Consider the following 21,563-nt stretch of genomic DNA (forward strand, 5'->3'; position numbering starts at 1 on the left):
CTTAATTTCTTGTTAACGGATGCTCCAATTCAACATGTCCCATCAAAGTATCAACCTGTTGTCCATCGACAAGTAATTCAATAGCCTCGACTTCATTGAATTGAAACATCGTATTACGCAACGCATCAAGAGCAAGCGCTTCTCCGCCTGCGCCAAGCCGTGCCTCGTCAGGCAACGACAGATCAACTGTCAGCGTTCCGTCTTTTAGCTCCGCCTTGTGAAATTCCACTTTGTCCCACAATGACAATAGCTGCGAGTCGCCACTGACTTGCAGTGCCTTCAGCGCCTCGAGATATTTATCTCCATCCGCTTGAAATGAGATTTCGCGGTTGAGCTTGGTCAAATCCATCATCTGCTCATCGGCAAAGTATACCTCAATGGCTGCAGATGACTGACCAGGCTGATCCACGTCACCGGCTCCTTGGGACGGATCCGTGACCTGTGGATCGGTTACCCCGCTTCCTTGATTCGTCCCGGTGTTCGCCGGCCCCGGAGAAGCTCCGGGCTTTTGGCCGCAGCTAGTGCTAAGCATTAGCACTAGCGCAAGCACACCCAAGATCATTCCCTTTCTGTTCACGGTTTGCTTCCTCCTTTATCCAGCAATCAGTTATAACCGAGATATTCCTTGATGCCATCTGCAATGCCCCGTGCCGCCTTCTCCCGAAATTCCGCGGTGGCCAGCAACGCATCATCATCCTTATTGCTCAGATACCCACATTCCAGCAGTACAGCAGGCATACTTGTCTCCCGCGTTACATGAAGGTTCTGGATACGAATCTTGCGATCCGGCGATCCGGTGGCTTCCACCAAATGCTGATGCATGACTTGAGCCAGGCTCAAGCTATCCTTCCGGGTATAGTAAGTTTCTATACCGCGTGCGGTAACAGAGCCTGCGTTAGCATGAACAGAAATAAAAATATCCGCATCTGCATTTTCTGCAACCTTCACCCGCTCAGGCAACGTAGGATAGGTATCGTCGGTACGTGTCAATATGACTTTCATGTCGGTTTCTTGCTCCAGCAGCTTCTGCACCATGAGCACCACAGCCAGATTAAAATCCTTTTCCCGTTTTTTAGTTACACTAATGGCTCCTGGGTCTTTGCCGCCATGTCCTGCATCCAGCACGACTGTCTTCTTGCCGTCATCTGCTCCTGCCCCAGGGTCCGCATTCAATTGCACAATAATAAGTCCATCGTTTTCATTAATCAACTGATAGTTGACTTTATTATTCAAATCCAGCACAACCCGGATGGTAGATGGGTCGTTGCTAAACAAGGCATATCTTACCTTGGATACATCGGGGTAATCGGTAACTTCAATTGATCCGTTCTGATTCGCGTCCAAGCTAGGACTGTCCATCATTGCCTCGGCAAATTGCGCTTGCGGCAAATCGATAACCAGACGTTCAGGTTCCCCCATTGTGAATATACTGGGGCTCACGCTCTTATCCACTGCGATCATCAAGCTGTTGTTGCTAAAGGTAATCTCTTGAACAGTTGCCAGTTCATTGTTTGCCGGGGGAGTCTCCGTTCCAGACGGGTCTGTATCACTCCCCTTATCTGGAACCGGAGTTTTCAGATCAACGGACTTGGACGTGTTGTCCCAACTTACCTTGAGTCCCATCTGCTCCCCGACAAAACGCATAGGCACCAGTGTGCTGTCCTTGGCAAGTGTCGGAGCAATAGGGAGCTTTACTTCACTGCCGTTGACCGAAGCCACCGTCTTGTTGACGTTTAAAATAAGCGTTGTACCCGCTTGCTTTATGGTTACCGTGCCCGTCTTTTTCTCCCAGTTGACTTGAAATCCCAGCTCCTCCGCGACGACACGAATCGGAATCATCACATTTCCATTCACATTTTGTACTTGTCCGTTCTCGGGTAGCGCGAGTGCTTTCCCGTCCAGATAAATACTTGTACTACCCGCCGCTGCATGTCCCATTTGCGCAAACGCAAACAGCAATATCCACGCAAACATGAGCGTCGCCAATCCTTTTTTCTTCATCTGTCACCCCTACCATCCTCAATTTTTTGACTCATGACGACGAACCAAATCCTTCCTGACTTCGACATCATCAGACGACATATTAGACGTGCTTTCCTGTAAAAAGTTGCGAAATTATACCATTATTCGCCCAACTTCTTCTGATCTGCTTTTCCCAGCTTTTCTCTCCTTCTTAACAAAAAGAAGGCCCTCTACATCAGTGTATGATGCAGAGAGCCTTCTCTTTTGTCTCTTATGGTTTTATCTTGTCATGGGGTGCTCCAGATCGGCGTGACCCATCAGTGATTCAACCTGCTCACCATCAACAGTCAATTCAATTTGTTTCACTTCCTCAAATTGGAACATGGTTTGCTTCAATGCTTCAATCGCCAACGCCTCACCGCCTGCTCCCAAACGAGATGCAGCGGGCAGCTCAACATCCAGCAGCAATTGCCCATCTGCTTCCGAGTAATTCACACTGCTCAGAGCAACGTTCTCCCATAGGGACAACATACCGTCCTCTGCCGTTTGCAGCGCTTTGAAGGCTGACTCGTATTTGGAGTGCTCGCTTGATACCTCAATCTCCCGGCTTACCTGCTTGAGCTCCATCAAATCATTATCAGTGAGGTACACCTCAATGGTCTGCTTGCGTGTAGAGTCCACGTCTTCCTTCGTATCTTTTATCTCTTTGTCCTCAGGACTATCGTTCTCTGAATCAAGGTTCTGTGTAGAATCAATGTTTTGGGCACCGCTGCCTTGAATTTCAACATTTGTTCCATTTTCTGGCGGGGCAGCCGCTGGCTTATTACCGCAGCCCGCAGCAACTCCCAACAATACTATCAAGGCTAGTAGCATTCCTGTCCTTTTCATTCTGCTCCCCCCTATCATCATTTCAGTCTCTCCTGTTATTATAACCCAAAGTACTCCTTGATGCCCGCGACGATCCCCTCGGCTAGCCGCTGCTGGAATGCTTCGGTGTACATTAAGGCCTCATCATTCTCGTTACTGAGATACCCTGCCTCCAGCAAAACGGCAGGCATCAAGGTCTCCCGCGTCACATGCAGGCTGCTGTTTCTGACCTTGCGATCCGTCAGACCTGTAGCTTCCACCAAATGCCGATGCATGATATTGGCCAGCGGGAGGCTTTCTTTGCGGGTATAATACGTTTCTGACCCGCTTGGATTGCTTGGCGGGTCAATACTGTTGCCATGAATGGAAACAAAAGCATCTGCCCCCAGTTCGTTGGCAATCTTTACTCGGTCCTGCAGGGACATCGTAACATCCGTGTCCCGCGTTAATACAAAATCGATGCCGGACTCCTGCTGGAGCAAGGCTTCTACCTTTAATGCCACCGCTAAGGTAAAGTCCTTCTCCGGCTTCTTGGTAAGACTGATAGCGCCAGGCTGTGTGCCGCCATGGCCTGCATCAATGACGACCACCGGCTTGCCGTCCAGCCCGAGGTCATGCCCGGGCGCTGTGGTGTCGGCCATCAATTCGACGGTCACAAGCCCACTTCCGTCATTATTCACGCGATATTGCATTTTATGATTGAGGTCAAGAACAATTCGGACTGTTGACGGGTCTGAGTTGAACAAGGAATGGCGAATTTTAGACACATCGGAATTTTCTAACACCATTTCTCGCTGACCGGTGACATCCGAAGGAAAGTTATTTTCAAAATACTCGGCATAATTTGCATTTGGAAGATCCACCACAATTCTATCCGGCTCCGTCATGACAGATACATGGGGTTCTACCGTCCCGGAAACCACCAATAACAGTCGATTCTCGCTGAAGCTGATGCCGTGAATCAAGGCCAGTCCGGAGAGATTGCTCTCCTCGTCTGAACTGCCTGAGTCCGGAATGGAGACATCGGTATCATCTGCAGGAGGCTCATTCACGGGGACAGTGACAGACTCATCGACCGGGCCGGGACTGCTCGTCCCCGGAACGATCTCACTGGATTGCCCGCTGTTGGGATGGTTCAGGTAAGCTGACTTTGTCACATTATTCCAGCTAACCTCCAGCCCCATCTGCTCGCTGACAAAACGAAGCGGAACCAGCGTACGCTCACTCTTGATTAAAGGAGCCTCGTCCAGTTCAATCTTCTCACCATCCACAAGTCCTGTTGCCTGCCCTACAACCAGCTTGAGTTCGGTGTCGTCTTGCTTAATAGTGGCTGTACCGCTTGTCTTCTCCCAGGCTACCTCAAAGCCTAGTCCCTCTGCCACTACACGAAGAGGAACCATAACTTTGTCACCAACCAGCCCCGCCTCGGCACCGGCAGGCTGCTCCAGAGCCTGTCCATCCAGGTAAATATGCGTTTGCGCCGCCGCAACCGCTTCCCTTGCTGCTGCCGGAAATACGATTGAGCATATCATTACAAACAAGATCAAGCTGAGCTTCTTCATGAATTAATCCCTACCTCATCCTCATAATTTGCCGGATCAATAACTCACTGACGGACGAATACATTACATTACATCATCATCAAAAAACGCCAATAATCGCAGAACGTTGCTAATTACTTCCATAGTACCAGAAAAAACACCAATCTGATAGACTTATATTTTCATAGAATGACAAAAAAAGCCCCCGGCGCATTAACACCGGAAGCAGGCCGAAGTCAAATTATAAAGGTGGTTCAAAAAGTCGTCTTTTGATCACGAACTTATAAAGGAGCTTAGGCAAGGCGAGCAAATTTCTTGCTCTCATAAGCCGAAATCAAGTCCTCATGCTGCAGCGTCAATCCGATATCATCCAGACCTTGCAGCAAGAACTGCCGACGGTGCTCATCCAGATCAAAGCTTAGGTTCAGACCATATTCATCAGTGAGCATTTTCTGCTCCAAATCAACCGTCAGCTTATAGCCCTCATGCTTGGCTGTCCGCTGGAACAGGTCTTCTACCTGCTCCTCGGACAGCTTGATAGGCAGAATACCGTTCTTAAAGCAGTTATTATAGAAAATATCTGCAAAAGACGGTGCAATAACGCAGCGAAAGCCATAATCCAGAATAGCCCACGGCGCATGTTCCCGTGACGAGCCGCATCCAAAGTTGACCCGTGAGATCAGGACAGAGGCTCCTTCATAACGTGATTTGTTCAACTCAAATTCAGGATTCACATTGCCTTCAGTATCAAAGCGCCATTCATAGAATAGAAATTGGCCAAACCCGGTACGCTCAATGCGCTTCAAAAATTGTTTAGGTATAATTGCATCGGTATCCACGTTCACGCGGTCCACCGGACCGACAATCCCCGTATGCTTCACAAATGCTTCCATGGATCGTTCTCCCCTTTTTCGCCTAGATTAGCTTACGACTTCGCTTCTGACATCCCACTCGCGGACATCCACAAAACGGCCTTTAATTGCTGCCGCTGCCGCCATTGCCGGTGAGACTAGATGGGTTCTTCCTCCACGTCCTTGACGACCCTCAAAGTTTCGGTTGGAGGTTGAAGCACAGCGTTGACCAGGCTTAAGAACGTCAGGGTTCATGGCCAGACACATACTGCATCCGGCTTCCCGCCATTCAAAGCCAGCTTCCGTAAACACCTTGTCCAAGCCTTCCTTCTCCGCTTGCAGCTTAACCCGTCCCGAGCCTGGAACGACAATTGCCGTTACCTTGTCGGATACCTTATGGCCTTTCGCCACCTCTGCGGCAGCTCGCAGGTCTTCAATGCGTCCGTTGGTACATGAACCGATGAATACATAATCAATCTCGATTTCTGTTATCGCTGTACCTGGTGTCAAGCCCATATATTCCAATGCTTTCTCAGCGGCCTTGCGCTCGTTCTCACTCTCGAAATCAGCCGGATTTGGCACCTTGGCGTCAATGCCGGTACCCATGCCCGGGCTGGTTCCCCAAGTGACCTGCGGAATCAGGGAATCCACATCAAATTCCACGACCCAATCATAAACAGCACCTTCATCCGAGACGAGGGCCTTCCACTCGGCTACAGCCTGCTCAAATGCTTCGCCTTGAGGCACATGCTGACGACCACGCAAATACTCAAAGGTCGTATCGTCAGGAGCAATCAAGCCCGCTCTTGCTCCGCCTTCAATAGACATGTTGCATACTGTCATCCGCTCTTCCATGGACAGTTCCCGAATGGCTTCGCCGGTGTACTCAATAACATATCCTGTCGCAAAATCGGTTCCGTATTTGGCAATGACGCCCAGGATCATATCCTTTGCCGTAACCCCCGGCTTGCGCTTGCCGACAAAACGCACTTCCAGCGTCTTCGCCTTGGCCTGCTGCAAGCATTGGGTAGCCAGCACATGCTCTACTTCACTCGTTCCGATCCCGAAGGCCAGAGCGCCAAACGCACCATGCGTTGAAGTGTGGCTATCGCCACAAACGATCGTTTTGCCTGGATGGGTCAAGCCAAGTTCCGGTCCCATTACGTGAACAACGCCTTGATCAATCGTATCAAGATCATACAGGGTTACACCGAACTCACGGCAGTTGTTGGAAAGCGTGTCGATCTGTTGCTTGGAGATAGGATCAGTGATGTTGTAACGGTCTTTAGTAGGGACGTTGTGGTCCATGGTCGCAAATGTCAACTCCGGACGGCGAACCTTGCGGTTGCTCAGACGCAGGCCTTCAAAGGCCTGCGGAGAGGTCACTTCATGTACAAGATGCAAATCGATGTACAGGATGCTCGGCTTGCCTTCTTCCTCAAAAATAACGTGATTTTCCCAAATTTTCTCATACATTGTTTTCTTGTTGCTCATTTCATTCACCCCACACAAGGATTCGAACTATTTCTCAAAGCACAAATTCAGAACCTCAAATCCAGCCGATTTGGCTTTGATTGCTGAAACCAATATAACATGACGGTGTTAATTGCTCCAAGATATAATATCTATAATGGCAATAGGAAATGCCTATAAGAACCTATGGAGCCGGATTCACTAGCGCCAGCAGCACCGGAAGGGCAATAAACGAGGCCAGCGTCGTCCAGACAATGCACCGGGAGATCAGACCAGGCGAGGCATCAAATCGTTCCGCGAGTACAACTGCATTTACAGCCACCGGCATAGAAGCCAGAATCAGCAGGACCGAAAATAAGGTTCCGCCAATGCCGAGCATCAGCAGCCCCGCACAAGCAGCCAGCGGTGCAATCACCATCCGGATGATAATTCCCATCCAGAAGGCAGGCGGTTTAACCTCTTTGACCTCCGGGCGACCCACTTTGACCATTTGCGCCCCAAGCACAGCCAGGACGACCGGTGAATAGGCTGCCGCTACCATGGATATGCCCTGCTCCACTGCTGCGGGCAAATGAAGCCCGCTTATCTTCAGCAATGATGCTGCAATCGCGGCATAAATCGCCGGGAGAACAAACACTGACCGAACAGCATTTCTTATAGAGAATCGGGAACGGGCCGCAAAGTAGACCCCCACCGTATTCACGATGATCATCTGTGTGACCACGTAAACGGTCGCCTTATCGAGCCCCAGTTGGCCAAAAGCGAGCAGGATAAGCGGTAGCCCGTAATTGGCGCTGTTGGTTAGCGTCGAGATGAGGGTTAATCCTGCTGTCTCCGGCTGTCCCAGCCTTCCAATGACAGCAAATGCTTTGGCAATCATCCACATAATTAGCAGATTGACGAAGGCAAAGGTGATGGTAGCGTACATTTCATCCAAGGAGATACGGGCATTTCGCAAAGTATCAAAAATAATGGCCGGGCTAAGCACATACAAATACAAGGTTAACAGCGGCTTGGTATCCCAATGGAGAAAACGCGCCAGCAGCGCCCCCGCGATCACCGGAATCGATAAGGGTACAATAACTTGAAACAAGGTAGATATCACCATTTGCAGCATAGCCAGCTCTTCCTCCACTCGCTTTTATATCTATCTAATCGCTCTCCATATTGTAACGTTCCCGCGAACTTCTCGTCCAAGATTAGAAAGCAATATCATTAATAGACATAGCCTATATCAGCTCTTTCATCTGCGCTCACCTTTGCCTTGTTCCAGCCTTTGGATAAAGCTTTGACATACACCCGCCACATCATCGCTGCCAACGATCTCGCTAATCGCGCATACCCGCGTCGCTCCCGCTTCGATCACCTCATTTACATTGTCAAGCTTGATGCCGCCGATGGCCACAAACGGTATCGTGATTTGCTGTGACACGGCACGAATATAGTCCAATCCGACCGGATCCACCACGTCTGCTTTGGTCTGCGTCGCATAAATCGGACCCACTCCGATATAATCCGCTCCCTGCTTCTGTGCCAACAGAGCCTCTTCAATCACGTGAGTCGAAATGCCAATAATCCGGTCTCCGACCTGGCGCCGCGCTTCTTCCAGCGACAGATCGTCCTGCCCCAGATGCACGCCGTCCGCATCCACTTCCAACGCCAGTTCAACATCGTCGTTTACGATAAATGGCACGTCGTACCGTCTCGTCAGCTTTCTTAGCGCTTGAGCTTTGCGCAACCGGTCTGTCCGCTCTCCCGTTTTATCGCGAAACTGAACAATATCCGCACCTCCCACAATGGCCTGCTCCATCACCTGGATCAGATCTCGTCCCGGATGAAAATTCTCTCCGGTAATCACATATAGTTGAAAGTCCTTCATACTTCCCGCCCCTTCTTTCTTTTACACATCATAAGCACGCCCGCTCAGTGACAATGCTGTATTTTCCTCGCGGGCAAGTGCCGAATAAATTAACCGTATAAAAAAAGCCATTCGAGAATACACGAATGGCTTAACAATTCAAATGAGGTTCTCTACGCCAGCATTACCTGGATCAGATTAACGGTCCAAAGACACAAGGCCTTCATCTCAGCCGGACTTCATCCAGCACCCGCATTCTTATTCAGTTTAAATACAGCATAACGAATCGCTTGGAAAATCGCAACCGCTGATGCCCAGACTGTGCAAATACTATTTAGAACGAGTCGACCCCCATGACATGATCAAGCGGCACCGGACCGATGCTGCGGCTATCATTGCTGTTGTTCCGGTTGTCTCCCATGACGAAGACATGCTGATCGGGAATTTCCCAGATTTGCGGGGGTGCATCGACATCCATCGCTTCCTTGATATAGGGTTCCTGAAGTTGCTCTCCGTTGCGATAGACTTGTCCGTCCTTCACCTCAATCGTATCCCCCGGCAAACCGATAACCCGTTTTACATAGAAAACATCGTGATCCTTGCCGGAAATCCAGGTAACGATTGGATGTTCCTTAATATCATCCCAGAAATTGCGATCTCGGTCCACCCGGCTATCGATAATGACAATATCGCCAAATTTAGGGGCCTTCTCCAGCACATGAGCAAATTTCCAGGCGTAGATCCGTTGTTTGTCGCTGAGGGTAGGCTCCATCGAATGCCCGTCTACCTTATAAGGTTGAATAATAAAAATACCGATAATCATACTGAGCACAAAGCCGAGTACAATGGAGATGCCCCAGCCGCCAATTTCTTTCCACCATTTGTTCATGTTCAAACCAACTTCCTCCAAGCCTTTGTTGTTTGACCCTATTATACTGGGAAATAAGGCGGCAAGACAAATACGCTCATATCCTCCTATTAAATATGTTATACTTATAGGTATACGTTATAAGCTTAGCTACATTCCCGGATTCGACGCCAAATCCACTTCAGGAAGCCGCTTTGTGATCAAAAGATGATTATTTTGAATTACCTCTTTATAGATAAAGGAGCTAGTACCATGGAATTACGCCAACTTCAATATACTTTGCAAATTGCCAAGGAGAAAAATTTCTCGCGGGCAGCCGATAAGCTGCATATTGCCCAGCCCTCGCTCAGCCAACAGCTATCCAAGCTGGAGCAGGAGCTTGGGGTTAAGCTGTTTCAGCGCAATACAAGCAGCGTGGAGCTAACCTACGCTGGAGCCAGCTTCATTGAGCATGCCCAGCGAATTATGGATGCCGTTGCCCAGCTGCGTCAAGAGATGGATGATATCTCTCAATTACGCGCTGGACGTGTCGTCATCGGCAGTATGCCAATCACTGGCTCTCACCTGCTGCCCTATGTGCTGCCGGCATTCAAGCAGAATTATCCTGACATCCGCGTAACTTTGCTAGAGGACACTTCACTCAATCTGGAGAAGCTCACCGCCGGTGGAAGCACCGATCTGAGCCTTTTGTCCCTGCCTCTGCAGGAACCAACGCTCTCCTACGTCCCCATTGGTGAAGAGATCATCGATTTGGCTGTACCACCGGATCATCGGCTGGCAAGCATCCCCGATGTTCGGGAACAAGGTGTCCCGCTGGAGGAATTAAGGGACGAAGCATTCATCGTACTCAAAAAAGGGCAGGGCTTCCGCAAGCTCACCGTTGATCTGTGCCGTAGCGCCGGATTTGAGCCAAATGTAGTATTTGAGAGCAACAATATAGAGACTGTACAATCTCTTGTAGCCGCAGGGATGGGGATTACCCTGGTCCCGCGCTTTATTGCCCGGGCGAAGCGCAGCGAATTGATTCCGGCCTACCTTCCATTAGCTCAACCCGTTCCCAGTCGCACCCTCGTCATTGCGTACCGCAAGGGGCGGTATTTATCCAAGGCGGCCGAAGCTTTCATCGATACCTTCAAAGCAACGATGGAACAGCGGGAATCGCTCTACAATTCGTAAGTTGCCGGACAACGGTCGTTAAAAACAGGGATGCTGCTGCGCACCTGCTCCACCAGCGACAGATCAATCACCCCGCTGACGACCGCTTCGTCCTCCCCGCCTTCCGCGACGATTTGCCCCCAGGGGTCAATAATGAGAGAATGCCCGAAGAAATCATCCTTCCCGCTGCTGCCCGTGCGATTGCAAGCGATAACATACATCTGATTCTCAATAGCCCGGGCCATCAGCAGCGTCCGCCAATGATGCAGCCGGGGATGAGGCCATTCAGCCGGGACGAACAACAGCTTGACTCCCTTTAATGCCAAGGTGCGCGCAAGCTCCGGGAAGCGGATATCATAGCAAATGGCTGCTCCGGCCAGCATGCCGTCCATCTCGAAGATGACGCTCTGCTTCCCCGGCTGCAGATGCTTCTCCTCCTCCATTAAACAGAACAAATGAATTTTGGAGTAGCGGCCAATTTCTCCACCCAAACGATCAAAGACATACATCGTATTATACATATGTTCGCTTCGGCGCTCGGCGATGGATCCTCCCACAATATGAACGCCATGACGACGAGCAAATGCAGAAAGCCAGGCCCGGCTCTCCTGTCCGTCAGGATCAGCCAGTTGCTCCAGTTCAGCGAGGGCATATCCTGTGTTCCACATCTCCGGCAGGACGAGAATATCCGGCTTCTCTGCAGCCGATACCGCAAGCTTCATCGCTTGCTCCAGACGCTCCCGGTTCAGCTCCGGCTTGCCAAGGGCGATATCACTCTGTATTAATGCAATCCGCCAGCTCATGGCCTGCTTCACTTCATTCCTCATCTTCTTCCCGTCCCTTCATTATGTGCTTTGCTATCATCATAGGTGGATTAAGCAGCTTCCGCAACCGCTAAGGATACCCCCATTTTGCCCAACCTTGCGTCTTTCCTTTGCAAAGGCGCCGAACGCGTGGTATTCTAGCATTAATTACTATCGCTGATATGAGTCCAAACGCAATGACGGGACCAGTACGAAAGAAGGCGGCACAAAGAGAGTAAATTCCAGCGGCTGAGAGAATTTACAGGCTTGCCCTTTCCGAACCCTACCCCCGAGCGGCCGGCTTCCAGACCGGACAGTGCCCCTGTTACAGGCATTCGAGTCGGATGAGAACCTCATCAATTAAGGTGGTACCGCGGAAGTCATACTTTCGTCCTTTGCATGCAAAGGCGGAAGTTTTTTTGTTTTTCGCGAAATCCTCCAAAGAAATGCATTAGACATCATCTAACCAAGTAGTAGGAGTGATTACCATGCAGCGTCGCATCGTTGTCAAAATTGGAAGCAGTTCGCTGACTTCGGCGGAAGGAGCGTTGAACCGCAACGCCGTGGTCTATTTTGCCGCTGAGCTTGCCAAGCTGATACAGAATGGCTATCAACCGCTGCTCGTATCCTCAGGAGCGGTTGCGGCCGGCTTCCGGGAAATCGGTTATCCGGAGCGCCCCAAGCTGCTGCATGAGAAACAGGCGGCCGCCGCCGTCGGGCAGGCCCTGCTGATGCAAGCCTACCGGGAAGAGCTTGCAAAGCACGGAATATCCGCAGCACAGGTTCTGCTTACCCGAGCCGATTTCCAGAACCGCAAGCGCACTGGCAACGCCAGCATGGCTATAGAGGAACTGTTGCAGCGAAACGTCCTGCCCATCATTAATGAGAACGATACCGTTTCTCTAGATGAGTTGAAATTCGGGGATAACGATACCCTCTCCGCACTCGTAGCCAACCTGATTCGCGCCAATCAATTGCTGATTCTTACGGATATGGCCGGCTTATATACCGGCGATCCCCGCAAGGACCCTACGGCAACACGTATTAGTCGCGTTCCTGAAATTACGGGCGAGATTTATGCCATTGCCGGGGGAGCAGGCTCATCTGTGGGCACAGGTGGCATGCGTTCCAAAATCGATGCGGCCAAAATTGCCTCTATCGGTGGAATTCCTATCTTCGTTGGTAGAATTGCTCAGGAAGGCGACTTGCTGGCCGCCGTGCTCGGCAACGGGCAAGGAACCTATTTTGAGGCGCATGGATCTGCCATTCCGCGAAAGAAGCAATGGCTGGGCTTCTTCTCTATCCCGATCGGCACGTTAACCATTGATGCCGGAGCGGAGGAAGCCATGATTCATGGGGGATGTAGTCTACTGCCCGTAGGAGTAAAGGCGGCCCAGGGACATTTCCACACAGGTGATGTCGTTGAAGTTGTCAATCTTGATGGCGAGGTGCTGGGACGCGGAATTGTCAATTACGACACAGAGCAGCTTCTGCAAATTTTGGGACTTCCCAGTGCAGAGGTAGTCAAGAAAATGGAAATCGTTCATCGATTGGAGGTCATTCACCGGGATGAATGGATTTCATTGAAAGCCTGAATTCATTAGAGGAGGTTATAACATGAGCGAAGTGAGACAAAAAGCGATGCAGGCCAAAGGAGCTATCGCAGAACTGAACCGGTTGACTACGGAACAAAAAAATGAAGCGTTGCTTGCAGCAGCCAAAGGCCTGGTGGATGGAGCTGCTGCCATCATTGAAGCGAATGCCGAGGATCTTCAGCGTGGCAAAGAGCAAGGCACCTCGGCCTCTATGCTGGATCGGCTAACCTTGACCCCGGACCGGATTGCAGGCATTGCCGAAGGATTGCGACAAATTGTCGCCTTGCCTGATCCTGTTGGCGACATATTGGAAACTCTGGACCGGCCCAATGGCTTGCACATCGTAAAGCGCCGTGTGCCGCTCGGTGTCATCGGTATTATCTACGAGGCTCGGCCTAACGTTACAGTTGACGCTATGGGATTGTGTCTGAAGACGGGAAATGCCGTTGTCCTTCGCGGCGGGTCCTCCGCCCTGTCCTCCAACCGCAAGATTGTGGAGATCATTCATCAGGCTCTAGCCGGAACCGCGCTTCCGCCTGATGCCGTACAGCTCATTGAAGACCGGAACCGTGCTTCCGTCGACGAGATGCTTAAATTAAACGGCTTGCTTGATGTAATCATTCCACGTGGCGGCAGTTCATTAATCCAGAATGTTGTACAGAACGCTACGGTCCCAGTCATTGAGACAGGTGCAGGCATCTGCCACACCTACCTGGATGCCACCGCCAAGGTGGAGATGGCCACGGCTATCGCCCTGAATGCCAAGGTACAACGGCCCTCCGTCTGCAATGCGATGGAAACCCTGCTTGTCCATGAAGCCTTTGCCAAGCAACATCTGGTCGATTTGGCCGAGCGCTTCAAGGAGGCTGCTGTTGAACTGAGAGGGTGTGAAGAGACCACACGCCTGATTCCTTGGGCCATTCCCGCCACGGAACAGGATTACGCCACAGAATATAACGACTACATTTTGAACGTCAAGATTGTCCGTAATCTGGACGAAGCTTTGGAGCATATCGCCCGGTATGGCACCAAGCATTCGGAATGCATCGTTACAGAGGACCATGCTCTGGCCGAGCGCTTCCAGCAGGAGATAGACGCTGCAGCCGTATATCATAATGCCTCCACTCGCTTTACCGACGGCTTTGAATTTGGCTTTGGCGCCGAAATCGGCATCAGTACACAAAAGCTCCATGCCCGGGGACCTATGGGCTTAACCGCATTGACTTCAAGCAAATACATCATTCAAGGGAACGGCCAAATCCGGCAATAGTGCCGGAGGCCCCCTGTTCCTATTCTTACGCCTAAGGAGGTTATCCATCTATGAATTCCAATGAATCACTGGCTTCCGCTTCAATATGCTTCTACGGAGCGGGCTCCATGGCTGAAGCCATCGTACGCGGACTGCTGCACAAGCAGGTGGCCCGTGCCGAACGCATCATGATGCAGAACCGTTCCAATCAGGAACGGCTGTCCTTCTTAACCAAGCAATATGGCGTTATTACCGCCAACGATGATGAGAGCAAGCAGCAGCAATTACGCCAAGCTTCTATCATTGTTCTGGCCATGAAGCCCAAGGATGCTGGTGAGGCGTTAAGCGCTCTTGGCCCGCTGCTCCGCCAAGATCAACTGATCGTTTCCTTGATCGCCGGATTGTCCATCTCCACCATGCAAGCGCTGCTGGGCAACAAAGCAGCCATCGCTCGCACCATGCCCAATACGTCCAGTTCTATTGGATATGGGGCAACGGGACTGTCCTTCTCGCCAGAAGCTACGGAGGTACATCGGGCTCAGGCGCTGTCCATGTTCGAGGCTGTAGGTATCGTCAGCGTCATTCCCGAGCAGCAGATGGAGATTCTGACTGGCGTATCCGGCAGTGGACCAGCATATGTATATTATATGATGGAAGCTATGATCGCCGCAGGAATCGAAGGCGGCCTGTCGCCGGAGCACGCCCGCGAGCTAACCGTGCAAACCGTGCTTGGCGCGGCATTGATGATGCAAGCGACCGGCGAAGAGCCCGTTAAGCTTCGTGCGGATATAACTTCCCCGAATGGTTCCACACAAGCTGCCATTGACGTGCTGGCGTCTAGCGGCTTCCAGACGAGTATCAAAGCAGCCGTACACCGGGCTGCCGAGCGTTCCCTGGAGATGGGCGAAGCCGTGAAGCAAGCATTGCTATAAGCTTGATCATTCAAGCAATGACGGGAGGAGGAGACCGATGGAGTTTGAAGCCATCACGCTGGAAGAGAAGCAGCAGGCTCTCAGTGATCTGGAAGACGTCAAGGAGCAATTAACCGCCCGTGGCCAGCTTCCGGCGGCTAGCGGCAGCCTGTCAGTTCGAGTTGGGGATTACAGGCCAAGCAAGTTCTATTTCGCGGTTACTGCTCAGCAAGATGCCCGGGAAAAGTCCCGGTTGCCCTCACGGGGACTTTTTCTGTTTGCCGATTCCACCGGCTCCCCCTGCCATTCAACCCTTCTGCTCCCCAGCGACGATGCACCCCTGCATGCCAAGCTGTACCGCATAACAGGCTGCACAGCGATCATTCATGCACATACCGTATTCGCTAGCGTTCTGGGCGATTACTACGGGGATAACGGATATATCCGTGCCCAAGGTCTGGAGTTGATTAAACAGCTTGGGATTTGGGAGAAAACGGCCGAAGCTCGCATCCCCGTATTATCTAGCAACGGCTCCATTTCAGCCATAGCAAAACAACTCCCCCAGGTCGTCGATACGCGTATGCCGGGGCTCATACTGCGAGGTGGCGGGCTGTATGCCTGGGGAGATGGAATCCATCAAGCCAAACTGCGGCTTGAAGCTATGGAATTTATCTTAGAGGCGCAGTACCGGTCTCTGCTGCTGCCTGCCAAGCCTTACCCTGGCAAGTAAGAGCCAGAGTTAATGCAGCACCTTTGTGCAAGCCAGGCAAGAGGTCCGTCTCTGAGGGTGCTGCTCACCCGTGAGACGGACCTCTTGCTAATGGCCTTCCAATTGAATGCTTTGCTTTGGATTATCTATCAACAAATGCCGCATAGGCTGTGGCATCCATCAGTCTGGACAAGGCGATGTTCGGGTCTTCCTTCAGCCGAATATGCACCATCCAGCCCCCATCATAAGGCTCTTCATTGACAAGCTCCGGCGCACTCTCCAGTTCCCCCCATTAATCTCAAGAACGATCCCGCTAACCGGTGTGAACAAATCAGCCACCGTCTTGACAGATTCAATCGTCCCGATGACATCATCCATCTCGATTTCTTGCCCTGGGTCCGGTAATTCCACAAACACGATGTCGCCCAGGCGATGCTGAGCCAGATCAGAAATCCCTATCTTTACAGTTCCATCACCCAAGTCAAGTACCCATTCGTGCTCCTCACTGTACCCCACCTGTTCCCTGATCTCATTAGCCAAGCGATCTCCTCCTCTACCGACTGGTCTGCTCCACTCCAAGCCTATTTTAGGTTCAGATTATGATAAACCCGGCCTTCGTGTCAAGAATATTAACATAAATACAGGAGATTGGCATCCGACTGAGATCATTTTCGACCATTGTTATTGCGTTTTTCCTTTTCACTACGTTCCCGATTTTGGAGGGTAATCAACAACTCATACGCATCCTCCGGGCTATGCATGGCCTTTTCCGCCTCTTCCGGCGTTATTTCAATGGTGCGATAGCGGATGAACAAGCCTCCCTCATCATAACTAAGCAAGTATCGTCCGTTCTTCTTGGCAATGAAAATACCACATTTTGAAAACAACGCACTCATCTAAACTCCTCCATCCGTTTCTCGCGATGCGCTTTTGTAATTGTACAGCATGGCGAGCTGCGCCTTGAATCATCGGGCTGGAATCATGTTTGTATTTCATGACGACAGAGGTTATCGGAGTTTCCCCCTCTTCCCTATCTTACTCCCAAGTACAATATACCCTTTTGCTTCACCTTTTGAATCGGCTTTCCTCCAAACATCAACAGCTTCGTGTGAGACAAATTTTGTTAATCTATCAAATCAGCCAATATTACGTTATTAAAATTAACACAATATATGTTCAGTTCACTAAGAAAGCGCTTAAATTTATAAAATAAAATATTTTTTATTATTTTGTGATAAGTTTGTTGACATTAAAACGAAATTTAAGTATTAATGAGATGTATACGTCGCGGTTGAACGCAGAAGGAGAGATTACATGCACAAGTGCATGGTAACGCCGAAGGAGCAAGCCGTTGTACGGTGAATCTCTCAGGCAAAAGGACTTCTGCCGGACGCATCTCTGGAGAGAATTCGCACAGAATGATGGATGTAGGGCGAATCACCCAAGGGGTAACCTGTAGGTAGAAGCACAGTTTTCATGTGAGTCTGACAGGGTAACTCTCAGGTACAAGGGACAGAGCTGAGAAAGACCGTCATGCCCCAGGCATGCGGAATTTCTTTGCCTGTCTTTTTTGTGTTGCATGGCAATGACCGAAAATACGGCCTGCTGGCCCATGAGGTGATGAGAATGAGCAAATCCCAATGGCTGAGAACCCCGTTGTTTCCTCGTTATGCTCGTTATGAGGGGGTCAGATGCATCGATTTCGGCGGTTGGGAGCTACCGGTGCAATTTAGCGGTATCCAAAAAGAGCATGAAGCCGTTCGTGAGCGCGCAGGCCTGTTCGATGTTTCGCATATGGGCGAGTTTTACGTTGCAGGCCCTGAGGCTGGAGCCTTCCTGCAGCAGTTGACAACCAACGATATAAGCTCGCTTCAGCCCGGCAAAGCGCAGTATACCTTCCTGTGTTACCCGGACGGAGGGGTGGTGGATGATTTGCTGATTTATATGCTGGAGCAAGACCGATACATGCTGGTCGTTAACGCCTCCAACATCGATACGGACTGGGAATGGCTGCTCCAGCATGCTCCCCCTCAAGGTGTCGCTCTCCGCAATGCGTCGCCCGATACCGCCTTGCTGGCCTTGCAAGGGCCCCTCGCGGAGTCCATACTGACTTCCTTGTGTGAAGGAGCACAACCTGCTTCCTTGCGTCCCTTCACCTTTATTCCGGATGCGCTGGTAGAGGGAATACCTGCATTAATATCCCGTACAGGATATACCGGTGAAGACGGCTTTGAGCTGTATGTAGCTGCAGAGCATGCCCCAGCGCTATGGGATACGCTGATACAAGCAGGCGAACCTTTGGGGCTGCTGCCTGCCGGTCTTGGTGCAAGAGATACGCTGCGGTTTGAGGCAGCTCTGCCGCTTTACGGCCAGGAGCTTAGCGCAAGCATCTCGCCGCTGGAAGCAGGGCAAGGCCGCTTCATCAAGTGGAATTGCGGGGAATTTATCGGGCGCGAAGCGTTGAGCAAACAACGGGAGAAGGGAATTTCCCGAAGTCTGGTTGGCTTGGAGATGATCGATCGTGGCATTCCAAGGGCCCATTACCCTGTTCATGCTGCTGGTTTGAAATCAGCCATTGGAGAAATCACAACGGGGACCTACTCCCCTACCTTGAAAGCCAACCTTGGCCTGGCCTTGGTCCACCGCGCTTACGCTGATATCAATCAGCTTGTTGAAGTCGAAATACGCGGAAAACGACTACAAGCCAAAGTCATCTCCCTCCCCTTTTATCAACGAAATCGCGGAAATCGCGCTCCCATACATCACTGAAAGGAGTTGTTCCGAACTTATGCCAAAACATCGTTATCTGCCATTAACCGAACAGGATCGCAGCGAGATGCTCAGGACTATCGGAATCGATTCCGTAGAGGCCTTATTCGCTGATATTCCAGAGTCCATCCGGTTTCGGGGGGAGCTCCCCGTGTCCTCCCGCTTGGATGAATATTCGCTGACCCGACATATGGCTGGCTTGGCGGATCGCAACGCCGATAGCGACCGTTACGCCAGCTTTCTGGGCGCGGGAATTTACGACCATTATATTCCTTCCGTCATCCAGCATGTGGTTTCCCGCTCTGAGTTCTACACCGCCTATACCCCGTACCAGCCGGAGATCAGCCAAGGCGAGTTGCAGGCCATCTTTGAATTTCAATCGTTTATTTGTGAACTCACGGGACTCAAAGTCGCCAACGCCAGCATGTACGACGGGGCGACAGCACTCGCTGAAGCCGGATCGCTAGCCGCTGCGGCTACCAAGCGCAAACAGCTTATCGTGGCCCGCACTGTTCATCCTGAAGCTCGTGAGGTACTAGCTGCCTACGCACGTGGCCTAGGCCTGGACATTGTTGAAATAGGCTGGCATGACGGGGTGATCGACCACCAGGCACTAGCTTCTGCCGTCTCGGCCGATACGGCCGCCGTACTGATACAGCATCCGAATTTCTTTGGCTCTCTGGAGGATATCCAGGCTATCGGCGAATTGGTTCATGGCCACGGTGGTCTGCTGGTCGTCAGCAGCAACCCGCTCTCACTCGGTTTATTGGAGGCTCCTGGAAAATTGGGGGCAGATATCGTTGTAGGGGACGCCCAACCCTTGGGCATTGCACCCTCCTTCGGCGGGCCAACCTGCGGCTTCTTCGCCGTATCCGAGGCCAATATGCGCCGCATTCCTGGACGAATCGTCGGACAGACGACCGATCGGAACGGCAAGCGCGGCTTTGTACTGACGCTGCAAGCCCGCGAGCAGCATATCCGCCGTGAGAAGGCCGCTTCCAACATCTGCTCCAATCAGGCTTTGCTTGCTCTGGCAGCCTCGGTATATTTATCGGTCATGGGCAAGCAAGGCATGGCTGATGTAGCGGAGCTGAATTTGCAGAAGAGTCATTACGCTAAATCCTGTCTCACCTCCATCCCAGGTGTCGATTTAGTTTTTCAGGCTGCCACCTTTAACGAGTTCGTCATCCGGTTGCCAGAAGAAGTTGATCCAAGGCTCCTTCAACGTAATTTGCTTGAGAAAGGCTTCATCGGCGGCTATGATCTGGGCCCAAGTTATCCCGAATTGCCCAATCATGTACTGATTGCCGTCACCGAAAAACGAAGCAAAGCAGACATCGACCAATTTGCCAAGGTTATGGAGGAATGGATATGCGGAGCATGAGAGAAAACGATTCGGAGGAAAAATTGATCTTTGAACGCAGCCGGCCCGGGCGAATTGGCTATTCCTTGCCCCCATGCGATGTTCCCGCCACGCCAAAGGAAAATTTGATTCCAGCATATATGCTGCGTAAGGAAGGCTTAGCATTTCCCGAAGTCTATGAGGTAGACGTCATTCGGCACTACACAGCCCTCTCCCGTCGCAATTTCGGTGTGGATAATGGCTTTTATCCACTGGGCTCCTGCACCATGAAATACAACCCCAAAGTGAACGAGGACGTAGCCCGTTATCCGGGTTTTGCCAAGATTCACCCCTATCAACCGGAGGAAAGCGTACAGGGCGCTCTGGAGCTGATGTATACCTTGCAGCAGGACCTGGCCGGAATTACCGGTATGGACGCTATAACCCTACAGCCGGCCGCCGGCGCCCATGGCGAATGGACAGGACTGATGATGATAAGGGCTTATCATGAAAGCCGGGGTGAGCAGCGAACCAAGGTTATCGTTCCCGACTCATCTCATGGCACCAATCCGGCAAGCGCTTCTGTAGCGGGATTTCAAGCGGTCACGATCCCTTCAACAGCCAAAGGAATGGTCGACTTGGATGCCCTGCGGGCGGCCGTCGGTGAAGATACCGCCGCACTCATGCTCACCAACCCGAATACCCTTGGTTTGTTCGAGGAACATATTGTAGAGATTGCCGATATTGTCCACCAGGCTGGAGGATTATTGTATTATGATGGAGCCAATTCCAATGCCATCCTGGGCATTACGCGGCCCGGGGATATGGGCTTTGATGTGGTGCATCTCAATTTGCATAAGACCATGAGCACCCCGCATGGCGGCGGTGGTCCCGGTGCCGGGCCTGTTGGCGTGAAGCAACGGCTGATTCCCTTCCTGCCAGAACCTTTGGTCGTCAAGAACGATCAGGGCCATTATGCTATCATCGGGAGCCGAACGGAGAATCACGGCTCTGAAGGAACAGGCAGCCCGGTATCTACCCACTCCATCGGTCGGGTAAAAGCCTTCTACGGCAACTTTGGCATCCTGGTCCGCGCCTATGCCTACATTCGCAGCTTTGGTTCAGATGGACTCCGCCAGGTATCGGAGGATGCTGTGCTGAACGCCAACTATATGATGAAGCGGTTGGCACCGCATTACAACATGCCCTATCCAGAGCAACGCTGCAAGCATGAATTTGTCATGTCAGGCAGCAGCCTGGTACCCTACGGTGTCCGAACTCTCGATGTCGCCAAACGCTTGCTGGATTTTGGATACCACCCGCCAACCATCTACTTTCCACTAAATGTGGAGGAATGTATTATGATCGAACCAACAGAGACGGAAAGCAAGGAGACATTGGACAGTTTTGTCGATGTCATGATTGCCATCGCCAAAGAAGCCAAAGCAACCCCCGAGCTGCTGCATAATGCACCTTATACTACGCCTGTGACCCGCTTGGATGAAACCGGGGCCGCACGCAAGCCTGTGCTGAACTGCACCTGCGGATAACGTTACAGGAAAGATCAAGGCCCTCCTCGTACGCACAAGGAGGGCCTTGACTATAGTTGG

At 51.4% G+C, this 21,563-nt stretch carries 19 protein-coding genes, 1 pseudogene and 3 riboswitches; of the genes and pseudogenes, 8 read left to right on the top strand and 12 right to left on the bottom strand.

Going from position 1 to position 21,563, the window contains the following annotated elements; genetic code table 11:
• Nucleotide 1: 1 nt before the first annotated feature.
• The 9 genes from C557_RS0107995 to lepB all read right to left on the bottom strand — a co-directional run bounded on the left by C557_RS0107995 (nucleotide 2) and on the right by lepB (nucleotide 9,441).
• Nucleotides 2-577 (bottom strand): GerMN domain-containing protein, encoded by a 576-nt coding sequence (locus tag C557_RS0107995; RefSeq protein ID WP_018751328.1) that lies wholly within the window; start codon nucleotides 575-577, stop codon nucleotides 2-4.
• 26 nt (nucleotides 578-603) lie between these two features.
• Nucleotides 604-2,001, bottom strand: a complete 1,398-nt coding sequence (locus C557_RS0108000) for an N-acetylmuramoyl-L-alanine amidase family protein (RefSeq protein WP_018751329.1) — start codon at nucleotides 1,999-2,001, stop codon at nucleotides 604-606.
• 240 nt (nucleotides 2,002-2,241) lie between these two features.
• Nucleotides 2,242-2,850, bottom strand: a complete 609-nt coding sequence (locus C557_RS0108005) for a GerMN domain-containing protein (protein WP_018751330.1) — start codon at nucleotides 2,848-2,850, stop codon at nucleotides 2,242-2,244.
• 38 nt (nucleotides 2,851-2,888) lie between these two features.
• Nucleotides 2,889-4,391 (bottom strand): N-acetylmuramoyl-L-alanine amidase family protein, encoded by a 1,503-nt coding sequence (locus tag C557_RS0108010; protein WP_018751331.1) that lies wholly within the window; start codon nucleotides 4,389-4,391, stop codon nucleotides 2,889-2,891.
• A gap of 272 nt (nucleotides 4,392-4,663) precedes the next feature.
• Nucleotides 4,664-5,263 (bottom strand): 3-isopropylmalate dehydratase small subunit, encoded by a 600-nt coding sequence (gene leuD / locus C557_RS0108015; RefSeq protein WP_018751332.1) that lies wholly within the window; start codon nucleotides 5,261-5,263, stop codon nucleotides 4,664-4,666.
• A 27-nt stretch (nucleotides 5,264-5,290) separates the two neighbouring features.
• Nucleotides 5,291-6,715: a 3-isopropylmalate dehydratase large subunit gene (leuC, locus tag C557_RS0108020; RefSeq protein WP_018751333.1), complete on the bottom strand. Its 1,425-nt coding sequence runs from the start codon at nucleotides 6,713-6,715 to the stop codon at nucleotides 5,291-5,293.
• A gap of 163 nt (nucleotides 6,716-6,878) precedes the next feature.
• A complete protein-coding gene (locus C557_RS0108025; protein WP_018751334.1) occupies nucleotides 6,879-7,811 on the bottom strand; it encodes an AEC family transporter in 933 nt (310 codons plus the stop codon).
• A 126-nt stretch (nucleotides 7,812-7,937) separates the two neighbouring features.
• Complete coding sequence (thiE, locus tag C557_RS0108030; protein ID WP_018751335.1) at nucleotides 7,938-8,573, bottom strand: thiamine phosphate synthase; 636 nt, start codon at nucleotides 8,571-8,573, stop codon at nucleotides 7,938-7,940.
• Nucleotides 8,574-8,705: 132 nt separating this feature from the next.
• Nucleotides 8,706-8,816: riboswitch (TPP riboswitch) on the bottom strand.
• A 70-nt stretch (nucleotides 8,817-8,886) separates the two neighbouring features.
• Entirely contained in the window at nucleotides 8,887-9,441 is a 555-nt protein-coding gene (lepB, locus tag C557_RS0108035; RefSeq protein ID WP_026263366.1) for a signal peptidase I, read from the bottom strand.
• Nucleotides 9,442-9,672: 231 nt separating this feature from the next.
• On the opposite strand from lepB, the gene C557_RS0108040 reads away from it, so the two are divergent.
• Nucleotides 9,673-10,596, top strand: coding sequence for a LysR family transcriptional regulator (locus C557_RS0108040; RefSeq protein ID WP_018751337.1), 924 nt, complete (start codon nucleotides 9,673-9,675; stop codon nucleotides 10,594-10,596).
• On the opposite strand, the gene C557_RS0108045 is transcribed toward C557_RS0108040, so the two are convergent.
• Nucleotides 10,584-11,402 (bottom strand): carbon-nitrogen family hydrolase, encoded by an 819-nt coding sequence (locus C557_RS0108045; RefSeq protein WP_018751338.1) that lies wholly within the window; start codon nucleotides 11,400-11,402, stop codon nucleotides 10,584-10,586. The genes C557_RS0108040 and C557_RS0108045 overlap by 13 nt on opposite strands.
• Before the next feature lie 464 nt (nucleotides 11,403-11,866).
• Between C557_RS0108045 and proB the strand changes: the two genes are divergently transcribed.
• From proB to C557_RS0108065, 4 genes are read left to right on the top strand one after another with little or no spacing between them, the layout of a single operon-like run.
• On the top strand, nucleotides 11,867-12,973 hold the full coding sequence (proB, locus tag C557_RS0108050) for a glutamate 5-kinase (RefSeq protein ID WP_018751339.1): 1,107 nt from the start codon (nucleotides 11,867-11,869) through the stop codon (nucleotides 12,971-12,973).
• Between the two features lie 22 nt (nucleotides 12,974-12,995).
• Nucleotides 12,996-14,243: a glutamate-5-semialdehyde dehydrogenase gene (locus C557_RS0108055; RefSeq protein WP_018751340.1), complete on the top strand. Its 1,248-nt coding sequence runs from the start codon at nucleotides 12,996-12,998 to the stop codon at nucleotides 14,241-14,243.
• A 50-nt stretch (nucleotides 14,244-14,293) separates the two neighbouring features.
• Complete coding sequence (gene proC, locus C557_RS0108060; protein ID WP_018751341.1) at nucleotides 14,294-15,154, top strand: pyrroline-5-carboxylate reductase; 861 nt, start codon at nucleotides 14,294-14,296, stop codon at nucleotides 15,152-15,154.
• A 37-nt stretch (nucleotides 15,155-15,191) separates the two neighbouring features.
• Nucleotides 15,192-15,863, top strand: coding sequence for a class II aldolase/adducin family protein (locus C557_RS0108065; protein ID WP_018751342.1), 672 nt, complete (start codon nucleotides 15,192-15,194; stop codon nucleotides 15,861-15,863).
• A 121-nt stretch (nucleotides 15,864-15,984) separates the two neighbouring features.
• Here the strand turns inward: C557_RS0108065 and gcvH are convergent.
• Both gcvH and C557_RS23215 read right to left on the bottom strand, forming a co-directional pair.
• Nucleotides 15,985-16,382: pseudogene (gene gcvH, locus C557_RS23210) on the bottom strand (glycine cleavage system protein GcvH).
• A 125-nt stretch (nucleotides 16,383-16,507) separates the two neighbouring features.
• Nucleotides 16,508-16,738, bottom strand: a complete 231-nt coding sequence (locus tag C557_RS23215) for a hypothetical protein (protein WP_018751343.1) — start codon at nucleotides 16,736-16,738, stop codon at nucleotides 16,508-16,510.
• Nucleotides 16,739-17,133: 395 nt separating this feature from the next.
• A riboswitch (glycine riboswitch) is annotated at nucleotides 17,134-17,235 on the top strand.
• A riboswitch (glycine riboswitch) is annotated at nucleotides 17,236-17,368 on the top strand.
• Nucleotides 17,369-17,468: 100 nt separating this feature from the next.
• On the opposite strand from C557_RS23215, the gene gcvT reads away from it, so the two are divergent.
• Genes gcvT through gcvPB form a run of 3 tightly spaced genes read left to right on the top strand, consistent with a single transcriptional unit; the run spans nucleotide 17,469 to nucleotide 21,503 of the window.
• On the top strand, nucleotides 17,469-18,611 hold the full coding sequence (gcvT, locus tag C557_RS0108080) for a glycine cleavage system aminomethyltransferase GcvT (protein ID WP_026263367.1): 1,143 nt from the start codon (nucleotides 17,469-17,471) through the stop codon (nucleotides 18,609-18,611).
• A gap of 19 nt (nucleotides 18,612-18,630) precedes the next feature.
• Nucleotides 18,631-19,995, top strand: coding sequence for an aminomethyl-transferring glycine dehydrogenase subunit GcvPA (gene gcvPA / locus C557_RS0108085; RefSeq protein WP_018751345.1), 1,365 nt, complete (start codon nucleotides 18,631-18,633; stop codon nucleotides 19,993-19,995).
• On the top strand, nucleotides 19,983-21,503 hold the full coding sequence (gene gcvPB / locus C557_RS0108090) for an aminomethyl-transferring glycine dehydrogenase subunit GcvPB (protein ID WP_018751346.1): 1,521 nt from the start codon (nucleotides 19,983-19,985) through the stop codon (nucleotides 21,501-21,503). The genes gcvPA and gcvPB overlap by 13 nt, the downstream gene beginning before the upstream one ends.
• Nucleotides 21,504-21,563: the final 60 nt, after the last annotated feature.

The organism is Paenibacillus sanguinis 2301083 = DSM 16941 (assembly GCF_000374825.1).
Taxonomy (GTDB): domain Bacteria; phylum Bacillota; class Bacilli; order Paenibacillales; family Paenibacillaceae; genus Fontibacillus; species Fontibacillus sanguinis.